This is a genomic window from Lewinella sp. LCG006 (assembly GCF_040784935.1).
Classification (GTDB): domain Bacteria; phylum Bacteroidota; class Bacteroidia; order Chitinophagales; family Saprospiraceae; genus Lewinella.
The window spans coordinates 5,348,063-5,367,816 of record NZ_CP160680.1; the positions used below are offsets into that span (position 1 = coordinate 5,348,063).

The window sequence follows — 19,754 nt, forward strand, 5'->3', positions numbered from 1 at the left end:
CTACCAGGTATACAACAATCCCAGTCCGCCCAGCAAGTACCAGTCATTGGCATCAGCGTTGCCATTTTCGCTGACACCGTCGAGCAGATCAGAGAAGGTAGCACGGGTGCCTCCGTGGAGGGTAGCAGAAAATGCTGGACTAATCGCAAATCGGATACCGAGGTCAATGGGTACTACGATTAAAGAGCCAGTATCTTCCTCCGTTTTGAAATTCCGATTCTCGGTATAGGTCACAGATTCATTCGTGAAGACCATTCCAAGACCTAAGCCTATGAAAGGAGAGAAATTGCGGTCGAATCTTCCTGAGTCTTCAAAGCTGTTTTCTCCAAGAGGGTGCCACTCTGCTTGTAGTGCCACTTCAACAAGTTTGTTCTCCATGGAGATGCCACGGCTGATGTTGTAGTCGAGGTCACTACCGGAAATTTTACCAAAATTGAGGCCTGCTTTTAGGGCAAATTTCTCCGAAAGGAAATTGCGGTATTGAATACCGGTAGAAAAATTTAGCCGACCCGCATTGATAGGTTCTTGGGCAAGATCTCCCTGGTAGGTGATCATGCCAAAGTTGAGGCCTAAGTCATTGTCTGATTGGGCATTAAGTCCCCAATAAACTGAAAAGAAAAATAGTGTGAGTAAGTAATTTTTAATCATAGGAAGATTTATTACAATAGGTTAGTTTAATAACAGAAAGGTACTTGGTTTTATGATAGGAATCAATCATTAAGCATAAACTTAATGAATAGATTACGTGATTCGAAAAGAGTCCTTGCTGCTTTACCCTTATCTTGGAAAAGCGTTTTATCTTCGGGGCAAGAAGTGCAGAATAATTGATTGTTAAGGAACTATAAATGAGCGAAAAACAGAAGAAATACAGCCCTGTCCATTATCAGCAATACCTAGGATTGGATGAAATACTGGGGGCACAGCGTCCACGTAGTGGTGAATTGGAACCTGTACCGGCACATGATGAAATGCTTTTTATCATTACGCACCAGAGTTACGAGCTTTGGTTCAAACAAATCCTGCACGAGGTAGATTCTGTTGTGGACATGTTCCAGACCAAGCGGGTTGATGAACGCAACATGGGCACGTCGGTCGCTCGCTTAAACAGGGTTATAGAAATCCTCAAATTACTCATCGAACACATTCGGGTGATGGAGACGATGACGCCACTGGACTTTCTGGATTTTCGTAAATTTCTCTTTCCCGCTTCGGGATTCCAGAGTTTTCAGTTTCGTATGGTTGAAAATATGTTAGGCTTACCGGAAGACGACCGGATGACTTACAACAACTACCATTATGCGGCATTTTTTACCGAAGAACAACAAGCAAAGCTGGATCATATTGCACAAGGTAACAACTTGTTTGCCGCCGTGGAGGATTGGTTAGAGCGAACACCTTTTCTAAGCTTTGGGGGTTTTGAGTTCTTAGAGCACTACAAAGCTTCTGTTGAACGCATGGTCGCACGGGAAGCCGAGGCCATCATGGCTTCTGATTACCTGACGGAAGAAGAAAAGGCGATGCGCGTGAAGATGATGGGCAATACCGACCCTTACTTCCAGTCTATCCTCGATCCCGACCAGCACAGCGAAGAAAAAGGGAAGGGAACCTTCCGCTTGAGCTATGATGCGATGTTGGCCGCACTGATGATCAACCTCTACAACGAAGAGCCACTCCTACAGATGCCTTATCGCTTTTTACTGTGCCTGATTGATATCGATGAGCTCTTGACTACCTGGCGTTACCGCCATTCTCAGATGGTCTTGCGGATGCTGGGGCGGAAAACGGGTACAGGGGGATCTTCCGGGCATGCTTATTTGCGGGAAACCGCCATTAAGCACCATATCTTTACGGATTTGCACAATATATCTACCCTGCTTATTCCTCGCTCTGAGTTGCCAGCCTTGCCACCTCGGCTGATCAAACAATTGGGCTTTTTCTACACCCAAAACCACGAGGAATAGTTATGAAACGCTTAGCAAATTTTATCAATGGGCAATACCAAGCCCCAGTGGGAGGTGCTTATTTGCCCGTTTTTGAACCTGCGAAAGGAGCTGTTTACGCCGAGGCACCGGATAGCGATGAGCAGGATGTTGCCTTGGCGATGGCTGCAGCCAAAGCGGCCCAGCCACAGTGGGCAGGTACGAGCATTGATGAAAGGTACCGCATCCTCCATAATATTGCTTTGGGTATTGAGAAAAGAGCAGAAGAGCTGGCTGCTGCCGAGTCGCGAGACAATGGCAAGCCCGTCTGGTTGGCCCAAGAAGTGGACATTCCCAGAGCATCCGCCAATTTCAGGTTCTTTGCGCAGGCGATTACTCAATTTGCAAGTCAGGCGCACGATAATGGGCCGGGAGGATTTAACTATACCTTGCGTGGTCCATTGGGCGTAGTGGTGTGTATTTCGCCTTGGAATTTACCCCTGTATTTGTTTAGTTGGAAAATTGCGCCGGCCTTGGCAGCTGGGAATGCAGTGGTGGCTAAACCTTCAGAAGTGACCCCACTGACGGCCTATCTACTAGGCGAAATTTGCCAGGAGGCGGGCTTACCACCAGGGGTACTGAACATCTTGCATGGCTACGGCCATCGGCTGGGTACAGCCCTCACCAGCCACCCTCAGGTAAAGGCCATCTCTTTTACGGGCAGTACCCGCACTGGTGCCGAAATAGCACGCGTAGCAGCACCGCTTTTCAAAAAGTTATCCTTGGAGTTGGGAGGCAAGAACCCGAACCTCATTTTTGCGGATTGCGATTATGATAAAATGCTCCGTACTACGGTACGTTCTTCGTTTGCCAACCAGGGGCAAATTTGTCTTTGTGGGTCACGAATTTTTGTAGAAGCATCCTTGTATGATCAGTTTAAAGCCGATTTTGTTGAAAAAGTGAAGGCGCTGAAAGTAGGGGCCCCTACGGCTGCTGATACCAAGGTGGGAGCCGTGGTTTCGCAAGCACACTATGAAAAAATTCTTTCGTATATTCAGCTTGCGCAAGAGGAAGGCGGACGTATACTGTGTGGTGGAGCCCCTGTACAACTGGACGGAGAATACGCTAATGGTTGGTACATTGCACCCACTGTTATTGAAGGACTAGCCCACGATTGCCGCACGAACCAGGAGGAGATTTTTGGCCCCGTGGTGACCATTATGCCTTTTGAAACCGAGGAGGAAGTGCTACAATACGCCAATAGCACGGAATACGGACTAGCAGCCACCATCTGGACGCAAAAGCTGGATCGTGCCCATAAACTGGCCCGAGAATTAGAAGCTGGCATTGTCTGGATCAATACCTGGCTCAAGCGCGACCTGCGCACGCCCTTCGGTGGGGTGAAGAACTCCGGTGTCGGTCGGGAAGGCGGTTTTGAGGCCTTACGCTTTTTTACCGAACCTAAGAATGTTTGTTTGGATTTTGAATAAAAAACATTGTCAGACTATGTCAAAATTACTGCCCAAATTTAATTTCAAAGAATGGATTGAGGAAAACCGCCATCTGTTGAAGCCACCCGTTGGCAACAAAGCAGTTTGGGCCAATGGTGAGTACATCGTCATGGTCGTAGGCGGCCCCAATGCCCGTAAAGACTATCACCTGAATGCAACCCCCGAATTCTTCTACCAGGTAGAGGGCGACATTACCCTCAAGGTGATCGACGAAGGGGTGCCCAAGGATATCCATATCCGCGAAGGCGAGATTTATTTGTTGCCTTCCAATATTCCTCATTCACCGCAGCGTGGCCCCAACACCGTAGGTTTGGTCATCGAGCAGCAACGACCCGAAGGTACGGACGATGGCTTGGCCTGGTTCTGTGAAAACTGTGGCAACGAACTCTACCGGGAAGCCTTCACTTTGGAAAATATTGAGACGGATATGCCGGTTATCTTTGATCGTTATTATTCGAACCTCGACCTGCGGACCTGCGATAATTGTGGTACCGTGATGGAGCCACCGACCAAAAAAACAGCTTAATAAAGCGCCTTTTAAAAGCCCCAACTTATGCGTATTAACGGACATTCTCATTTGCTTCCTTATCCGGAACAGATTCCGGCTTTTATGAAGGAAAAAGAGATCTTCTGGATCGATGAAGATCGCAAGTTTATGTTGCAGAAAAACTGGAAGCGTCCGGTCACGGATTCCAGCTTTTTCTTGCACGAAAAGCTGGAATGGATGGCCAGAAACCAGATCGACCACGCGGTCGTTTTGAACCTGTCGCAACTTTACGGCAACGGCCTGCGCATGGAGGAGATGAAGCAGGTACTACGCTGGCAAAACGATTTCAACGCCCGCATACAAGCTGATCATCCCGACAAGTTTAGTTGTGGTTTTGTGATCCATGCCGGCTTTGTGCGTTCGGCCTTGTGGGAGATCGAACGGTGTGTGGAAGAACTGGACTTGCGGGTCTTATGTCTACCTACGCATTACCTGGATTCTACGGGTACCTGGCGAACTATTTTCGATCCCGAGACAGAGCCCATCTTTGAGCTGGCCAATCATTATGGCCTGGCGGTTGAAATTCATCCTTACGATGGTGAAAAATTCATCCAACTTGAAAACACAGCCTGGCGTTTTCACTTGGTGTGGATGCTGGCCCAGTGTGCCGATTCTTACCATTTCTTTACCTTGAATGGTTACCATATCCGCTATCCGAATATGCGTACTTGTTTTGCCCACGGCGGGCAGCTGGCTCAGATCAACCTCGGTCGCCGAATTCAGGGCTTTGATGGCCGACCTGATTTGTTTGAAGGCAAGGCGCACCCCCGTAAGGCCGTGGGGCATCCTAATATTTTCTTTGACACCCTGGTGCACGATACGCTTTCGCTGGACTTAATGATCAAACGCAACAAGGGTGCGGACCAAATCATGGTGGGATTAGATGATCCTTATCCGTTGGGGGAAATGGAAAGTACACCACAATCATCTTACCCCGGAAAATTATTGGACCTAGCGGTTGCGGAAGGAATTATCACCAGTGAACAACAGCAAGAAATGTGGGAAGCCAATGTTTTGCGTTGGTTGGGGGCTGATAAGAATGAAGCGATGATGAATCGGATAAAGGGCTCTCAAGCGATGCCTGCTTAATATCGTCAACCTGATTCCACCTCCTCCTCTCCTCTCCGTAGGATAGGGTTTAAAACCCTATCCTACGGAGAGGAGAGGATCGAATTTTTTTTACTTACGATTATGACCTACCAAACTACAAGGGAATACGCCCAAACCCAAGACGAGAAAGATCCACTGTGCGGGTTTCGGCAACGATTCCACTTGCCTCACCAAAATAATGGTGAACCCTTCATTTACCTGTGTGGTAATTCGCTGGGCCTTCAACCCAAGACTACTAAAGCGGCCATTGAACAGGAATTGCTCGACTGGCAAAACCTCGGGGTAGAAGGCCACTTGCACGCACAAAACCCTTGGTTGCCCTACCATGAATTTCTGACCGAAAAGATGGCGGAGATAGTGGGTGCCAAACCTATAGAGGTGGTGATGATGAACACCCTTACGGTGAATTTACACCTGATGATGGTATCCTTTTATCGCCCGCAAGGTAAGCGTACCAAGATTTTGATGGAAGCCGATGCTTTTCCTTCAGATCGTTATGCTATTAGCTCTCAATTGAAATTTCATGGCTACGATCCTTCTGAGCATTTGTTGGAGTTGAAGGCGCGTGCGGGGGAAGTGTTGGTCAGAGAAGAAGACATCGCTAAGATACTGGAAGAGCAAGGTGCAGAAATAGCGCTGGTCTTGCTGGGGAATACCAATTACTACACCGGGCAGTTTTTTGATATGCCCGAAATCACCAAGTTGGCCCATGCGCAAGGTTGCATGGTTGGTTTTGATTGTGCCCACGGCGCAGGAAATGTACCCTTGGAATTGCACGCTAGCGGTGCCGATTTTGCGGTTTGGTGTTCATACAAATACCTTAATTCTGGTCCTGGAAGCGTTTCGGGATGCTTCGTACATGAGCGCCACGCCCATGATAAAGCCTTGCCCCGTTTTACCGGTTGGTGGGGGCACAACAAAGCTACCCGCTTTGGTATGCGCGATGATTTTGATCCTATTCCGGGGGTAGAGGCTTGGCAACTGAGTAATCCTCCAATTCTTTCATTGGCGGCCATCAAAGCTTCTTTGGAAGTGTTTGCTGAAGCTGGAATGAACAATCTTCGTCAGAAATCATTAGCCCTCACTGGTTACATGGAATACCTGGTCGATCAGTTGCCGGGAGATAAAATAAGTATTATTACCCCGCGTGACCCGGCCAAGCGCGGATGTCAGCTTTCTATTCAGGTTCGGGATGCCGATAAAAGCCTGTTTAAAGCAGTCAGCGAAGCTGGCGTCATTGCTGATTGGCGCGAGCCCGATGTGATAAGGGTAGCTCCGGTGCCGCTTTACAATACCTTTACGGAGGTCTACGATTTTGTGAAAATTTTGGGAGAGAAAATGCAAGCCTAATTTATGAGTAAGAAAGAGCATAAAGTAATCATTATCGGTGCTGGCCTTTGTGGTACACTGTTGGGTATCCGCCTGGTACAGAAGGGGTATTCCGTTGAGCTTTACGAAAAACGTACTGATCTGCGATTAACTACGGAAGAAGGCGGTAGGTCCATTAATCTGGCTTTGTCGCACCGTGGCTTGATGGCGCTGGAAACTGCGGGGATGAAGGAAGAAGTTTTTAAACACTGCATCCCCATGCGCGGGCGAATGATTCATTCTCTGGGTCAGGCCCCCCGTTTTAGTAGCTACAGTGGTCGCGATGATGAGTACATCAATTCTGTATCCCGCAGTGGGCTCAACCGGCTCTTGTTGGAGAAAGCCGATACCTACGATGATTTGCAGATTTTCTTCGAACATTCCTGTACCAGTGTAGACATTGAGAATGCCACAGCCACCTTCCAACGACCTGATGGGGCTTTAGTGAAAGTTGAGGGTTCCGTCTTGATTGGTACGGATGGCGCAGGATCGGTCGTACGCCGGGCGATGATGAGTCGGTCTTCTCGTTTACTGTTTAATTTTTCGCAACACTTCCTGCGCAGTGGCTACAAAGAACTTACCATTCCTCCTGCACCGGGTGGAGGCTACCGGATCGACAAAAATGCACTGCATATTTGGCCACGAGGCGCCTTCATGACGATTGCCCTACCCAACCTCGATGGGAGTTTTACCGTAACCATGTTTCATCCTTATGAGGGAGAAGCAGGGTTTAATACCCTTGATACTTCGGCAAAAGTGAAGAGTTTCTTTGAGCAACATTACCCGAGTTTGTTGCCTCACCTGATTGGTCTGGAAGAGGATTATTTTGATAACCCAGTAGGTACACTGGGAACCATCAAGTGCTCTCCCTGGCAGGCTTATGGTAAGACCCTGATCATGGGGGATGCCGCCCACGCCATTGTTCCCTTCTACGGACAGGGCATGAATGCCGCCTTCGAAGATGTAAGGATTTTCATGGAGACCCTGGAGCGATACGGCGAGGATTGGCCTGCCACGTTTACGGCATTTTCCGAAGAGCGACCTGTCAATAGTGACGCCATCGCCGACCTGGCCATTGATAACTTTCACGAAATGCAGGACAAGGTAGACGATGAAGATTTTATCAAAAAACGTCGTCTGGAGATGGCCCTTGAAGATCATTTTCCTGATTATTACTCGAAATATTCCCTGGTGACCTTCAAGCCGGAGTTATCTTACGCCGAAGCGATGGTGAAAGGCCGTCGGCAAGATGAGTTTTTGCTCAATTTGGTGGCCGATAAGGAAGTGGAGGAGTTGGATTTGGAGGAGGTTTTGCGGGGCGTGCAGGGGTTGTAGAGAGGTGATATTACACAACAACAAAGGTATAATCAAATGAAAGATAGTATTAAGGAAATATTACCTGGAGTAGGATTGGGAGATATCCGCTTTGGAATGCTACCAAATGAAGTGTTTCCAATGTTGGGTAGCCCCAATGAACTTGAGATATATTGCTATTCTGAATTACCAAATGATAAATCTGAGAACTGGCATTACGAAGACTACGAGCTATCAATTGGTTACAACGAGGAGGAAGGATGGAAGTTGGATACGATTTCGGTTAATTCAGCAGATTATCACTTTAAGCAGCTGATTACTATCAATCAATCCTTAAAGGAGGTAAAGTCAAATTTAAGTACCCTTGGTTATGAAAATTGTGAATTAGAAGATTGGTCAAGTAGTGAAAGTCCGGACCATAAGTTACTTATTGTCGATGAGATAGGAATGAATTTTTGGTTTGAGAACGGAAAGCTATCTGAGATACAATGGGGCCCTCTTTTTTTAGAAGAGCAAAATGGAGAAACAGTAATATGGCCAGCAATAGAACGAGTTGAAGGGGCAACCAAACTTGTGGATTTGAAGAAGTATGAAAGTCAATATTTGTTTAGTAAACTTAAATTGCATCTTAATGCTTGGCTTGATAAAATATTCGATAAAAAAAGCAGTAAAGAATATGCTGATTTACAAAAGGACTTCCCTACAGGCACAACAAGAGAGGATTTGACACTAGAAAGCAAAAGCATAAATTATTATTTGAGCATGGAGGATAAAGCGAAAGGTTCAATAGAGGCTAAATCACATTTGTACCACAAAGATGAAGGCACACTAGGGTGGATGTCGGTACATTGGGATGAAAACTTGGCACTCTTGGACGATTTTTTAGTATTAGAATAAAAGCAAGCAAACCAACCAACATGTCCAACAAAGTACTCAAAGACAAAGCCCAACCACTAGGCAACTACCCCCATGTAAAGCGGGTAGGAGACTTCATTTACGTCTCCGGCACCAGTAGCCGTCGGCAAGATAATAGCCATGCAGGGGTTACTATTCATCCTGATGGTCGTGTAGACAAAGATATTCGGGTACAAACCCAAGCAGTGATCGAAAACATTGGCGCGCTACTCAGTAGTATGGGTGCAGGCTTAGAACACCTGATTGACTTGACTACCTTTTTGGTTGACATGGAGGATTTTAAAGGGTACAACGAAGTCTACGGCACCTTCTTCGATCATGCTACTGGACCCACTCGTACGACCGTCGCAGTGCATCAATTGCCGCATCCCAACCTCTTGATAGAGATCAAAGCAGTAGCTTATAAACCACTTTTTTAAAAAAAGACTTCAGCTACTTACCTTTGATTGTTTTCATGCCATAAATAAGCATTCACTTATGCCTGTTAAAGCGTGGTTTTCGACGCATCGCCCCTGTAATAAGTTTGAAAATCACCAGCAATTGTACGAGGGGCTGGTGGCAATGGACAATCAAGCTATCCTTTGTTTGCAGACCAAAGCCTTACCCATGGTAGGGCAGCAGGTGAGCAAGATGGGGATTTCGGGCGAGGAAGTAGAGGAAATTTTGAACCAGAGTACCCTTATTTTTTTACAAAAAATAGAGGAAGGCACTTATGAGTTCAAAGGGCATGCACCTACCACCTACTTGGTGGAAGTTGCAAAACGATTGGCCATGGCTAAGGTGCGACGTAAAAAACCTCAGCATGATTCTCTGGAAGATTACCATGTCCAGCATTTAAGTGAACACGAAGCACTACAGCGTCAGCGCGATGCTGCTGCTTTGGTGACTCGCTTTCTGAACCAATTAGGTGAAGCCTGTGAGCAGGTTGTTCGTTTACACCATATTGACGGTTACAGCGATGATGAAGTGGTCAAAGGGAGAATGACGAACTACTCTACGATCAATTCGTTAAAAATGAAAAGGAGTGCTTGCATGAAAAAACTGATAGAAATTGCGACCAAATGGAAGACATCAAAAAATACCTGAGTGATAACGCCAGCGAGGAGGAGCGCACTGCTGCTGAGCGTTTGAAGGAAGGTTTCTCGGCGCTCCGTATAGAGGGCAAGGTGAAGGCGGTGGCGGCGGCCAGAGCGCGCGCGAAAAGACAACGACGGAACAACACAATTGGCATCCTTTTGGTGTTATTGAGTCTTTCTATTGCTATTGGGATATGGATGGCAAGAAAGCCAGCTGCATCTACTTCATTTACCACAGAAGAACCGGTAGAACAAGAAACAACAACATCACCAATACCCCCAGTGCCAGCAAAGGATCAGCCTGTTATTGATACGCAAGAAAAAGAAGCTCCGACAGCAAGCCCTCAACAAGATGTTCCCACATCGCCACCACCCAGAGAGATTCCAATTGCTCAGGCTGAACTACCGCCACCGCCTTACGGTGCTCCTGACACTTATCTGCGCGGACAAAGTGAGGAAAATCAAGACAAGGCCTTGTTGGACCAACTTTGGTACACTGGTTATCCGCTCACAGGACTCCAGGCTTCCGCACAATACCTCGTCGTTGATGAACACTTAAGAGCGCGCAATTTCACCACCGCTTACGTCCGGCTGCAACGTCTGGATCGACAACTCACCCCTAATGATACCTTACGTTACCTACAAGCTTACACCTTGCTGGAAATGGGGCAGGGAATGGAAGCCCTCGCTTTACTGGATGAGTTGGAACAGCCACCAGCAGCGTGGTTGCCCCAGATCGAATGGTACCGTGGTCTGGCAGCCCTACTGGCTGATGATAAAACCCTGGCCTTGGGAATCTTCCGGGAAATTGCTAAAAAAATCAACCACCCTTACCAGTTACAAGCGAAGAAGGCTTTGAGACTTTACCAATAATGGGCTGTTCTAGTTGATCTTTGGCTATCCTCGGAGCAAAAACAGGATACGGAAGACTTTAAAAGAAGCCTGAATCAATATTTTTATTTAGGGAAGGTCAACCAACAACCCTCAACCCTCTCTGCACATTACCCTTCATAAGCTACCACTTACCCTGTTGGTCTTCTAATCCTGTGCTGTTTCGAGCAGTTTTGCCTTGTCAACAGAACAAAAGGCAATGCAAAAAAGGATTAAGATTGAACTTTGTGATAATAAATTAAGCGAGCAGGTGATTGCTGAAATGTGGGCCATTTACCAGCCATTTTATCATTATTCAGAGCAAAGCTTTCGCGAACGGATTGAGCGTAATACCCATTATGCGCTTTATCGACAAGATAGCCGTATTGTTGGTTTTACGGGTTTGCGTATACAGAAAATCAATTTAGTTGATGAAAAATTCCTGACGGTTTATTTCGGCCAGACCGTAATCACCAACCAGGTAAGAGGTTGTGGCCTGATCAATCGTACCGGGCTGCTATTGATGGTTAAATTCTGGCGTTCGCTATTGAGCCGTAAGGTTGTTTTTTGGGCGGATGCACTTACCTATCGTGCTTACCTTGTTTTTGCCAAGAACCTACAAGAATGTTACCCTCGTCGGCACCAACTCCTTCCCTTGCAGATGAGAAATTTGCGGGATTATCTAGGGTACACCAACTACGGTGATCGCTATTGCCCTTCAACGGGTACGGTTGCTAAAGACCTTTTTCTGGTCAATGATCCACAGATGATCATTGCGGAGGAAAAACTACAGGATCCTGATATCTACCTTTTCGCGCAAGCTAATCCCGGTTATTTACGAGGATCTGGATTGCTGACCATGGGGCCAGCCACCTGGGAGAATTTTGCTTTTATGATAAAAAAGGCATGGAGCAAAAAGCGAGAAATCAATGCGCGAGTTACTTCACCAATTGCCCTAGAACCCGAATACGCTGAATAAGATGCAAATACAAAAAATCGCTTTTCACCAAGTACAAATCCCGCTGAGGGTACAATTTGCGCAAGCAAATCAACAGACGCAATGCTCCAATTCGGTGATTGTCTGCGTTCAAACCAGTGAAAAAAGCATCGGCTTTGGAGAGTGTTGTCCACGCACCTACGTGACGGGTGAAGATGTGGACAGCGTAAGCGCTTGTCTTGCCGATTGGCAAGCAGTTTTGCCAAGTATATCATTTGTCACCTTGGAGGATATTGCCAGCTGGACAAGCTACCAACTCAAAAAGGGCAGGGGCCCCGCTGCTGTATGTGCCATAGAACTTGCTTTGTTGGATGCCTGGGCCTGGGAATACCAAAAGGACTTGGCACAGGAACTTGGCGCTACCAAGACGATGGAAGAGATCAGATACACGGGCGTCCTCCCGCAGGGCAACTGGGCCAAACTTGGGCCTGTCGTTGAGCATTTAAAGTTTGGTTCGTGGAAATTTAAAGCTTACACTGAAATTGCACCTAACGTACAACGCATCAGAGCCATGAAAGCCCTCATGGGCACTCACACGCCACTCCGCATGGATGCCAACGGTGGCTGGCATCTTGAACTCGCCAGGGAGCAAATCCGTAATGCGATGACGCTAGGGGTAAGCTCTTTTGAGCAACCGCTAGCACCTGCGCATGATGAAGAAGCAGGGCTGTTGGTGCGAGAATTTGGCGACCGTGCCAGTATCATGGCCGACGAATCCCTTTGTACTTACGCTGATGCAGAGCGCTTAATCGCCGGTGGCTTTTGTAACCATTTTAGCCTCAAGCTTTCGAAAAATGGTGGCTTGTTGAACACCATCAAGATTTACAAACTGGCTCAAGCCAATGGCATACCCTGTCAGTTGAGTGCTCATTATGGTGAAACCAGCATACTCACTGCTGCGGGCCTACTTTTCGCAATGATTGCACCAACACTGACCGCCTGCGAGGGGGCTTTGGGTACGCTGCTCCTGAAAGAGGATCTCACTTCGTATCCATTAATGGTGGCTTCCGATGGAAAAATAGCTGCACCATCCATGCCCTTTATTGGATGGCCGATAGCCATTGACCAAAGGAAGTTGAAACAATACAGTGTTTCCTCGGGAAGATTTGCTAGACCGCCCGCAGAACTAACCATGAACGCTTAGTAAAGGGAGCAGCCCCGTTTATCCATCCTCTAAAAAACTTCTCCATTCATGGCTAGCTTCTTTTACTTCCTCATGCTACTAATCGTACTGATTCTTCTGGGGCTACTCCGCCAGCAAAGGACAAAATACCGTCGATTAGAAGGAAGAATGAAGGTGTTGAGCACGAGGCTGAATCCCCATTTTTTCTCCAACAGCCTCAATGCCATCGAGGGTTTGATCAATTTGGACCAAAAGCGAGCAGCTTCAAAATACCTTGTTCATTTTTCTCATCTGATGCGCAAGTTATTGTTGAGCTCACGAACGGAGACAACGAGCTTGAGCAAAGAGTTGGCCATCACTAAGCATTATTTAGCTATGGAAGAACTGCGTTTTAAGGATAGGTTATCTTATCAGATAGCCGTCGCTGCCGGGATAGATACGGATTTGGTGCAAGTTCCTTCCATGGTTTTTCAGCCTTTTTTAGAGCAGGCTATCAGCGAGCGTATTGTCCAACATCAATTTCCGAGCTTACTCTCTTTAGAAGTGATATGGGAGGGTTCCCAATTATGTTGTATTATTACAGACAGACGATCTGACCAGCAGCATGTCACCCCGTCTCAGAAGCCTACCCGGCGCAGAAGTGAGCACCACCCATTAATGGCCGCCATGCACCATTGGTTAGCTAGAGAAGAGGTAAGCGTGGAAAAAGAAGATCTTCAAAACGAGCATAATGAAAGCTTCGGTACCCGTATCTTACTGTGGTTGCCGCTTAAAATTTTTGTCCATGAGTAAACTAAGAGCCATTTTAGTAGAAGATGAACCCAGTGGCATGGATAATTTGCGCTGGAAGCTTCAAAACAATTGCCCAGAGGTAGAGATCATTGCGGAATGCACGAGTGGAAAAGAAGCGATCCGGGCGATAAAGATGCACTTGCCTGATCTTTTATTCCTTGATATCCGATTGGGGGATATGTCTGGCTTTGATGTGCTTGCCGCCATTAAGCACCCGACTTTTGAATTGATCTTCACGACCAGCTACGATGAATATGCCATTCAAGCAATCAAGAACAGTGCACTTGATTATTTATTAAAGCCTATTGATGAAGATGAATTACTGGATGCGGTCAGCAAAGCACGCCATAAGCAAAAAAACAGCAGCACCCCAAGCACTACACCGGAGCCTGTGGCCCAGCGTTTTGGGTTTCCGATCACTACCGGGCAGCAATTTATCGAGCTGTCGGAGGTCATCTATGCCCAGGCGGAAGATAATGTAGCATTGGTTTACCTGAAAGAAGATAAGCCTCTGAAAATCAGCAGATCACTGGGTTGGCTGGAAGAAGAATTGGAGGGTTTCGGCTTTTGCCGCGTCCACCATTCCTATTTGATCAATCTGAGTGCGATGACGGAATATATTCGCAACGAAGGAGGCTTTGTTATCATGCAGGGTGGGAAGGCGATCAGCATCTCTCGTCGCCGCAAGGATGATTTTTTGAAGGCTTTAGAAAGGTATAATTTGAATCCCTAGTAACCGTACAATTCGTTTATGAACACCTCTTCCTCAAAACCCATTTCGTTGCCCGGCAATAGCCCATCTATTAAGGCTCGCCAAATCTATTGCCTCTTGATTGGTATAGATCGATATGAAGTGCCGGGAGCCAATTTGGGCGGATGTGTTCAAGACAGCAGGGCGGTAGAAAGATACCTGCGAGAAAGTGTAAGCAATGCTGGGGAATCTCTCCATCTGCTTTGTTTACGGAGCCCGGTTTTGCAGCAGCAGGAGGAACCAGAAATCAATGCTCCAAAACCAGCCAGCAGAACATTGGGGACAGCTACCCGTAAGGAGATTGTCGCTGGTTTTAAAGATTTTCTCACTCAGGCTGAGGAAGAGGACCTGGTCTTTATCCATTACAGTGGGCATGGTTCCTACGAAACCCGACCTCAAGAACTTTGGCACCTGGACCCCGAAGAAAGCAGTGACCACCGCGCGGAAACCATCGTATGCCAAGATAGTTTTACTACCCAAGAGGGACAATTGGTACCCGCTCTGCGCGATAAAGAGCTGCGCTGGCTGATTGCTAAAATTGCATTGCGTAACCCCACCATTGTCATCTTAATGGATTGTTGCAATGCTAGCGGTAATACCCGCTTCAAAGAGGAAGGTACTTTGGCCCGATTTACACCCCCCACCGGGGTGGATGAACAGAACGACATCTCTTCCTATTTTTTTTATCAAGAGGATGCAGCAGCACGTTTAACTTTGTCTACCAACCCGAGTGCTTTTCATCTGCCTGAGGGTAGGCACCTGGCACTTTACGCATGCCATAGCTATGAACTTGCCAAAGAAACCTCCTTTAGAGAAGGCCGCTTTGGTGTTTTTACTTATTTCCTGCTCCAGACCTTGCGGGCTACCCGTGGTCAGATTACTTACCGCGATTTGGTAAAGTTGATTCGCGAAAAAGCCAAAGAAAGGGTCACCCACCAGTGTCCTCAAATTCACGCGACCTTGCCAGAGGACATGGATCACTACTTTTGGGGTAACCCATCAGTAACAGCAGAACAAGGAACCTTCACCCTCTTACCGACAAGTAATCCGCTGGAAGGACGTCTGGACGCTGGCTCTTTGCATGGCTTGTTGGGACCGGAGGAGGGAGCTACCTATTTTGAAGTGTTGTCTAATAATTCTTCGGAAGCATCAACCAAGCTACGTTTGGCCCTTCTCAAAAAGATTGCTCCTGCTCATAGTATCGTCAGCTTTGTCGATGGGAATCCTTTTCCGGAGGGAGAAATTTTGCTCAAAGCAATGGTTCACAGTTCGCCTTTGGCAAAAACAAAGGTGTGCATCGAATTGGAGGAAGAGGAGATGCTGCTCGATGAACAGGCACCTACGCTGCATCAGGAAGCGTTTTTGCTGGCTCAACAAGCTTTGCGTAATCTGCTCCAAGCCCATCCTGCGCTACACCTGGTTGAGAAAGTTCAGGGTGGTTGGCAATACCGGCTTTTCGTTTATGTCTATCAGGGAGAAAAAAAACTACGCATCTGTGCCAAAGATGAAGTTGGAGCACTCATTCAACCACGAGTAGGATGGGGTGAAGCCACCATGCAAGCTTTTATTGATGAACTAATCCATCTGGAAAAATGGCAGCGTACGCTTTCCTTACGCAATGATCACCCTGTTTCTATTCCTCCGGGATTATTGACAATTGATGTGCTGAACCCTGCTGGAGAGATCGTCAATACGACAGACAATGATATTGTCCTCACCGCTACGCCAGAAGGAGTGCCTGATCCCCAGTTGAAATTTCGGGTTCGGTTGCGCAAAGCTCACCCTGTGCCGCTGTATTGTGCCTTGCTACACTTACGCCCGGATTTTGGGATCAACCCCGGTTTGTTAGCCAGTGATGCCCATCTGGGAACCGTTGAATTCATGGACGGAGGGCGTATGATCAGGCGCGAGCAAATGGAAATTTATGCAGGTTCGCATATCCAACTTCCGGGTGGTGCCAAGCCCGAGGGTTTGTTTCTAGCGTTTAGTTTACCCCCCAACAAAGGCGGGGTACCGGTAGAGGAAGTGGAAGACCACTTTAAGCTGATTGCCAGCACTGTCCCCTTTGATCCCATGCATTTGTGGCAGAACAGCCTTCAGCGTGCTGACGCCCCCAGAACAGGTGAAGAACCAGTGATAAGCAATGCTTTTGAACATTTGTTGAGTAATATCCAGCATCGTGGCGTAAATTGGGGAAACCTCCATTCCATTGCGCGGCGAAATGTGCCGGATTGGTACACCATCAGTGTCACTGTTAAAACCAGAAGAGAATGAACCACTTAAAGAAAAGTTTACGAATACTAAAGGGGGGGACAGTTCAAGCAATGGGTTGGATGGTATTGCTATGGATGATGTTGGCTGCCTGCCAGGAAAATCCCCCAAAAGAAGGGAGTACAGAAGAAGAGCAATCCGCCGATAGCATCCGTGAAATTACTGCCAAATCAACAAACTCCGATAGCCTGAAAATCGACGAAGCGGCGGTGCCTTATGTATCGCTTTTAGCGCAACGTGATCAAATTGTCAGTGATGCAATGGTTGCAGCACTTATTGAAGAAGGGGCAAAGAAGATCGTTTACACAAACAATAGTTCCGTTCTGTCTAGCTTGCATCCCGTACCGCCAATCGCTTATGACAAAGTCTCCTTTTTTGCTTATTTAGAGGATTTATTGCGCCTGACGCATTATGAAGCCCACGCCAGCGAAGTTCAAATGAATGATCCTAAAAAGGTAACCTGGCCCAGGTATTCAGGATTGCCAGAGCCAGATCACGAAGCTTTAGCCTACCCATTGGTGCGAAGGGACTACCTTTCCGAGTATTGCCCGGGCTGTCTGAATCCTGGTTATTCATCATTAAAGGGCAAGGAGGTTGATCCTGCTCAGGTTTCCCACCCTCGCTATCAGCCGCTCCTGGCGTTATATACCCAAATTTTTGATCCTCAATTGCGGCATGCTTTGTACAAGGATTATATGGCGTTTGCGTACGAAGAATGGAGTGTGAAAACAAATAATACTAACACCCAAAGTAGCGCAACAGCAGCGTTGGCTTCCCAATTTAACCAACGAGCGAGAGCAGAAGTAAACTCCGAAAAAGCGCAACAGGCAAGTCGTATGCAGCAGTACTTTACCCACCTAAAGCAGGCACGGAAAGGCAAGGACGATCGGGCCATGGAAAAGTACCTCAATGAAATATTGAAACTACAGGAGGAATTATTGGAACCGCTACCAATCCAGGATGATATACGCCGCTTTTTCGCGGATGAAAGCAAAAGCAACCCATTCCCTACGGCTATCAAAGCAAAAGCGGAGCAACTGAACAGCTACCATCTTGTAGAAGCATCTAGTGATGAGCGCATACTCTCGGGGCCTGCCATGAGTTTTGCACAGAAAGCGCTACAAGCAACTCCGCTCAACTCGGAGGAGTTGGCGAAAATCAGAACTACATTAAATGATGCGCTCAAAAGGGTGGCTACTTTTACCTCTGAGAAGGAGGATATAAACGATCAATTAGCTGCCCACAATGCGGTATTCACGGAAGAAGAGCGAGCGTTTTTTAATGCTTATCTCCTCAGTTTTGATTACCATACTAATGTGTGGAAACGCTTTGCCTTACAACTCCAAGAATTGCTGGAAGTTCCACAGGAAGAAAGTTCCTTTTCTTACCTGTTGCTACTGGACCACGCTATCAAAGAACGAGATAAAGCACTGGCTAATAACCCCCTGATTTCTACTGCGCATAATAAACTTCGCAAACTAGCGGGGATGTACTATCGGGAAGTACGGGATAAAGAAGTTGTTTTTAAGTAGCACACATAAAATGAAATACGAACTCAGTCACGATACCATCGCTCGCCAGGTCTTTGAAAAGGCCAGCACCGAGGCACGTACACGCCGCAAGGTGGAGCGTTTTATCAGTGAGCGCTATGCTGCCTTTGAGGTGCGTGGTGCTCAATTGACGCAGGATGATATAGATTTTGTCTGGCCGCATCTCGATCAGGTGAATAGCCCGGCAGAGGAAATAGCATTTTTACACCAAGGAAAGCGTAAACTACAGTACAAACGGCGTATTCGCTTGCTATTACTTACCCTCACGAGTGTGGCATTTGCGATCCTGGCATTGTGGGCCAATAGTCAGCGGGATGCCGCTGAAATCCGTGAACTACAAAGTAAATCCATGCGGATAGGCTTGGCGGCCCGTTATGCGCTTTACGAAGGAAAACCAAGAGTAGCATTCCGATTGGCGGAACAAGCATTGATATGGAACAATGATGAAGACGCTACAGCAATTGCTCGAGAGGTAATGCTTGAAATCCAAGAGAATCCGCTCGTCCGAAGTATTCACCATCAGGATACGATTACGGCCATGCAGTTTTCCGACGATGGTACTTACTTTTTGAGTGCCTCAATGGATGGCGAAGTCAGGTTGTCTGATTTGGATGGTAAAACCCTGAATCGATTACAACATGATAGTGGAATTCGCTGGGCTCGACTTTTACCTCCGGGGAATCTCGTTTTGAGCCTAAGTACAAGGGGCAATTTGATGCTTTGGAATGTCACTGGGAATAGCATCCAAAACCTGGCTAAAGATATTGAATTTTCGAGTGCCGAATTGAGTGCCGATAACACTTACCTGGGGGCGATCACCAATAATCAGGTGTACGTTTGGGATTTACGACAACCGGGGAAGGAACAACCATTGGTCGTCAGTCTGGAAGCACCCGTGTCAAGCCTTGGTTTTTTGCAAATAGAAAACAAGTGGGACCTCATCACTGCTGATAACAATGGTAATATTAAACGTTGGAATTCCGCAGGTGAAGCTGTCTTCAACTACCAAAACCTGTTGGATAAAGCAGTAAATGGAATCAGCGTAAGTCCCAATAATGATAAAATTATTTTTCGTACCCCAGCGGGCGACTTTTTACTAGCGAGCAATGGCGACACCCTCAAAACCAGAACGGCTATCATGTTTCGTTCCTACCAACCTGTACATGCTACCTTTGCTACTAATGGTAAGGTACCGGAAAGAATCGTTTCTATCAGTCGCAATAAGGAGTTTGTATACGTCTGGAATACGGGTTCTACTCAGTCTGATATCGATATGCAGTGGTCACCTAGGGGGCAGGCTCAGTTTGCGGCCATGAGTAACAATGGGCGGTTTTTTCTGGGAGCGAGTGACGATAACGAGAACATGGTTCAACTGTTAGCAGATAATTTGAAGGAACAAAATCATGAGCTTTTTCGCTTTAATAACTGTACCTTATGGGGAGTATACGCACCTAACAATGTGCATTTTTTATCCACTGCGGGCGGTAATCAGGCCTTGCTCTGGAAATTTGATTGCGATTATCTGGCAGATAAGAAGGCTTTGAACGAAGCGCAAGTGATCCAGTATTACCAAACCAGATTACACCCACTATCAGAGGAAGAACAAGCATATTACCGTTTAAATAATTAAACCTATTACC

Annotated in this window: 18 protein-coding genes; 17 read left to right on the forward strand and 1 reads right to left on the reverse strand. The window is 47.0% G+C overall.

Annotated features, from left to right (window positions below; translation table 11 throughout):
• On the reverse strand, window positions 1-648 hold the full coding sequence (locus AB0L18_RS19265) for a DUF6089 family protein (protein ID WP_367388946.1): 648 nt from the start codon (window positions 646-648) through the stop codon (window positions 1-3).
• A 197-nt stretch (window positions 649-845) separates the two neighbouring features.
• Here AB0L18_RS19265 and AB0L18_RS19270 point away from each other — a divergent pair, with 197 nt between their 5' ends.
• The 17 genes from AB0L18_RS19270 (at window position 846) to AB0L18_RS19350 (ending at window position 19,744) form a co-directional block, all read left to right on the forward strand.
• Window positions 846-1,961 carry a tryptophan 2,3-dioxygenase family protein gene (locus tag AB0L18_RS19270; protein WP_367388947.1) on the forward strand — a complete coding sequence of 372 codons (1,116 nt, stop codon included), beginning with the start codon at window positions 846-848 and terminating at the stop codon, window positions 1,959-1,961.
• A 2-nt stretch (window positions 1,962-1,963) separates the two neighbouring features.
• Window positions 1,964-3,409: an aldehyde dehydrogenase gene (locus AB0L18_RS19275; RefSeq protein WP_367388948.1), complete on the forward strand. Its 1,446-nt coding sequence runs from the start codon at window positions 1,964-1,966 to the stop codon at window positions 3,407-3,409.
• A gap of 16 nt (window positions 3,410-3,425) precedes the next feature.
• Window positions 3,426-3,956 (forward strand): 3-hydroxyanthranilate 3,4-dioxygenase, encoded by a 531-nt coding sequence (locus AB0L18_RS19280; protein ID WP_367388949.1) that lies wholly within the window; start codon window positions 3,426-3,428, stop codon window positions 3,954-3,956.
• 27 nt (window positions 3,957-3,983) lie between these two features.
• Window positions 3,984-5,066, forward strand: a complete 1,083-nt coding sequence (locus AB0L18_RS19285; RefSeq protein ID WP_367388950.1) for an amidohydrolase family protein — start codon at window positions 3,984-3,986, stop codon at window positions 5,064-5,066.
• 102 nt (window positions 5,067-5,168) lie between these two features.
• Window positions 5,169-6,437 (forward strand): kynureninase, encoded by a 1,269-nt coding sequence (gene kynU / locus AB0L18_RS19290; protein WP_367388951.1) that lies wholly within the window; start codon window positions 5,169-5,171, stop codon window positions 6,435-6,437.
• A gap of 3 nt (window positions 6,438-6,440) precedes the next feature.
• Window positions 6,441-7,790, forward strand: coding sequence for an FAD-dependent oxidoreductase (locus tag AB0L18_RS19295; protein WP_367388952.1), 1,350 nt, complete (start codon window positions 6,441-6,443; stop codon window positions 7,788-7,790).
• 36 nt (window positions 7,791-7,826) lie between these two features.
• A complete protein-coding gene (locus AB0L18_RS19300; protein ID WP_367388953.1) occupies window positions 7,827-8,666 on the forward strand; it encodes a hypothetical protein in 840 nt (279 codons plus the stop codon).
• A gap of 20 nt (window positions 8,667-8,686) precedes the next feature.
• Entirely contained in the window at window positions 8,687-9,103 is a 417-nt protein-coding gene (locus AB0L18_RS19305) for a RidA family protein (RefSeq protein WP_367388954.1), read from the forward strand.
• A gap of 58 nt (window positions 9,104-9,161) precedes the next feature.
• Window positions 9,162-9,770 (forward strand): RNA polymerase sigma factor, encoded by a 609-nt coding sequence (locus AB0L18_RS19310; protein ID WP_367388955.1) that lies wholly within the window; start codon window positions 9,162-9,164, stop codon window positions 9,768-9,770.
• A complete protein-coding gene (locus AB0L18_RS19315; protein WP_367388956.1) occupies window positions 9,746-10,633 on the forward strand; it encodes a hypothetical protein in 888 nt (295 codons plus the stop codon). Before AB0L18_RS19310 ends, AB0L18_RS19315 begins: the two co-directional genes overlap by 25 nt.
• Before the next feature lie 217 nt (window positions 10,634-10,850).
• Window positions 10,851-11,609 carry a hypothetical protein gene (locus AB0L18_RS19320; RefSeq protein WP_367388957.1) on the forward strand — a complete coding sequence of 253 codons (759 nt, stop codon included), beginning with the start codon at window positions 10,851-10,853 and terminating at the stop codon, window positions 11,607-11,609.
• Between the two features lies 1 nt (window position 11,610).
• A complete protein-coding gene (locus AB0L18_RS19325; RefSeq protein ID WP_367388958.1) occupies window positions 11,611-12,771 on the forward strand; it encodes a mandelate racemase/muconate lactonizing enzyme family protein in 1,161 nt (386 codons plus the stop codon).
• A gap of 48 nt (window positions 12,772-12,819) precedes the next feature.
• On the forward strand, window positions 12,820-13,542 hold the full coding sequence (locus tag AB0L18_RS19330; RefSeq protein WP_367388959.1) for a sensor histidine kinase: 723 nt from the start codon (window positions 12,820-12,822) through the stop codon (window positions 13,540-13,542).
• Window positions 13,535-14,275: a LytR/AlgR family response regulator transcription factor gene (locus tag AB0L18_RS19335; protein WP_367388960.1), complete on the forward strand. Its 741-nt coding sequence runs from the start codon at window positions 13,535-13,537 to the stop codon at window positions 14,273-14,275. Before AB0L18_RS19330 ends, AB0L18_RS19335 begins: the two co-directional genes overlap by 8 nt.
• Window positions 14,276-14,293: 18 nt before the next feature.
• Window positions 14,294-16,567, forward strand: coding sequence for a caspase family protein (locus AB0L18_RS19340; RefSeq protein WP_367388961.1), 2,274 nt, complete (start codon window positions 14,294-14,296; stop codon window positions 16,565-16,567).
• Window positions 16,564-18,096: a hypothetical protein gene (locus AB0L18_RS19345; protein ID WP_367388962.1), complete on the forward strand. Its 1,533-nt coding sequence runs from the start codon at window positions 16,564-16,566 to the stop codon at window positions 18,094-18,096. The genes AB0L18_RS19340 and AB0L18_RS19345 overlap by 4 nt, the downstream gene beginning before the upstream one ends.
• A 10-nt stretch (window positions 18,097-18,106) precedes the next feature.
• Window positions 18,107-19,744, forward strand: a complete 1,638-nt coding sequence (locus AB0L18_RS19350; protein ID WP_367388963.1) for a WD40 repeat domain-containing protein — start codon at window positions 18,107-18,109, stop codon at window positions 19,742-19,744.
• Window positions 19,745-19,754: the final 10 nt, after the last annotated feature.

Coding starts and splice junctions, on each gene's coding strand:
- AB0L18_RS19265 (WP_367388946.1), bottom strand. CDS start 648: ATGATTAAAAATTACTTACTCACACTATTTTTCTTTTCAGTTTATTGG.
- AB0L18_RS19270 (WP_367388947.1), top strand. CDS start 846: ATGAGCGAAAAACAGAAGAAATACAGCCCTGTCCATTATCAGCAATAC.
- AB0L18_RS19275 (WP_367388948.1), top strand. CDS start 1,964: ATGAAACGCTTAGCAAATTTTATCAATGGGCAATACCAAGCCCCAGTG.
- AB0L18_RS19280 (WP_367388949.1), top strand. CDS start 3,426: ATGTCAAAATTACTGCCCAAATTTAATTTCAAAGAATGGATTGAGGAA.
- AB0L18_RS19285 (WP_367388950.1), top strand. CDS start 3,984: ATGCGTATTAACGGACATTCTCATTTGCTTCCTTATCCGGAACAGATT.
- kynU (WP_367388951.1), top strand. CDS start 5,169: ATGACCTACCAAACTACAAGGGAATACGCCCAAACCCAAGACGAGAAA.
- AB0L18_RS19295 (WP_367388952.1), top strand. CDS start 6,441: ATGAGTAAGAAAGAGCATAAAGTAATCATTATCGGTGCTGGCCTTTGT.
- AB0L18_RS19300 (WP_367388953.1), top strand. CDS start 7,827: ATGAAAGATAGTATTAAGGAAATATTACCTGGAGTAGGATTGGGAGAT.
- AB0L18_RS19305 (WP_367388954.1), top strand. CDS start 8,687: ATGTCCAACAAAGTACTCAAAGACAAAGCCCAACCACTAGGCAACTAC.
- AB0L18_RS19310 (WP_367388955.1), top strand. CDS start 9,162: ATGCCTGTTAAAGCGTGGTTTTCGACGCATCGCCCCTGTAATAAGTTT.
- AB0L18_RS19315 (WP_367388956.1), top strand. CDS start 9,746: ATGGAAGACATCAAAAAATACCTGAGTGATAACGCCAGCGAGGAGGAG.
- AB0L18_RS19320 (WP_367388957.1), top strand. CDS start 10,851: ATGCAAAAAAGGATTAAGATTGAACTTTGTGATAATAAATTAAGCGAG.
- AB0L18_RS19325 (WP_367388958.1), top strand. CDS start 11,611: ATGCAAATACAAAAAATCGCTTTTCACCAAGTACAAATCCCGCTGAGG.
- AB0L18_RS19330 (WP_367388959.1), top strand. CDS start 12,820: ATGGCTAGCTTCTTTTACTTCCTCATGCTACTAATCGTACTGATTCTT.
- AB0L18_RS19335 (WP_367388960.1), top strand. CDS start 13,535: ATGAGTAAACTAAGAGCCATTTTAGTAGAAGATGAACCCAGTGGCATG.
- AB0L18_RS19340 (WP_367388961.1), top strand. CDS start 14,294: ATGAACACCTCTTCCTCAAAACCCATTTCGTTGCCCGGCAATAGCCCA.
- AB0L18_RS19345 (WP_367388962.1), top strand. CDS start 16,564: ATGAACCACTTAAAGAAAAGTTTACGAATACTAAAGGGGGGGACAGTT.
- AB0L18_RS19350 (WP_367388963.1), top strand. CDS start 18,107: ATGAAATACGAACTCAGTCACGATACCATCGCTCGCCAGGTCTTTGAA.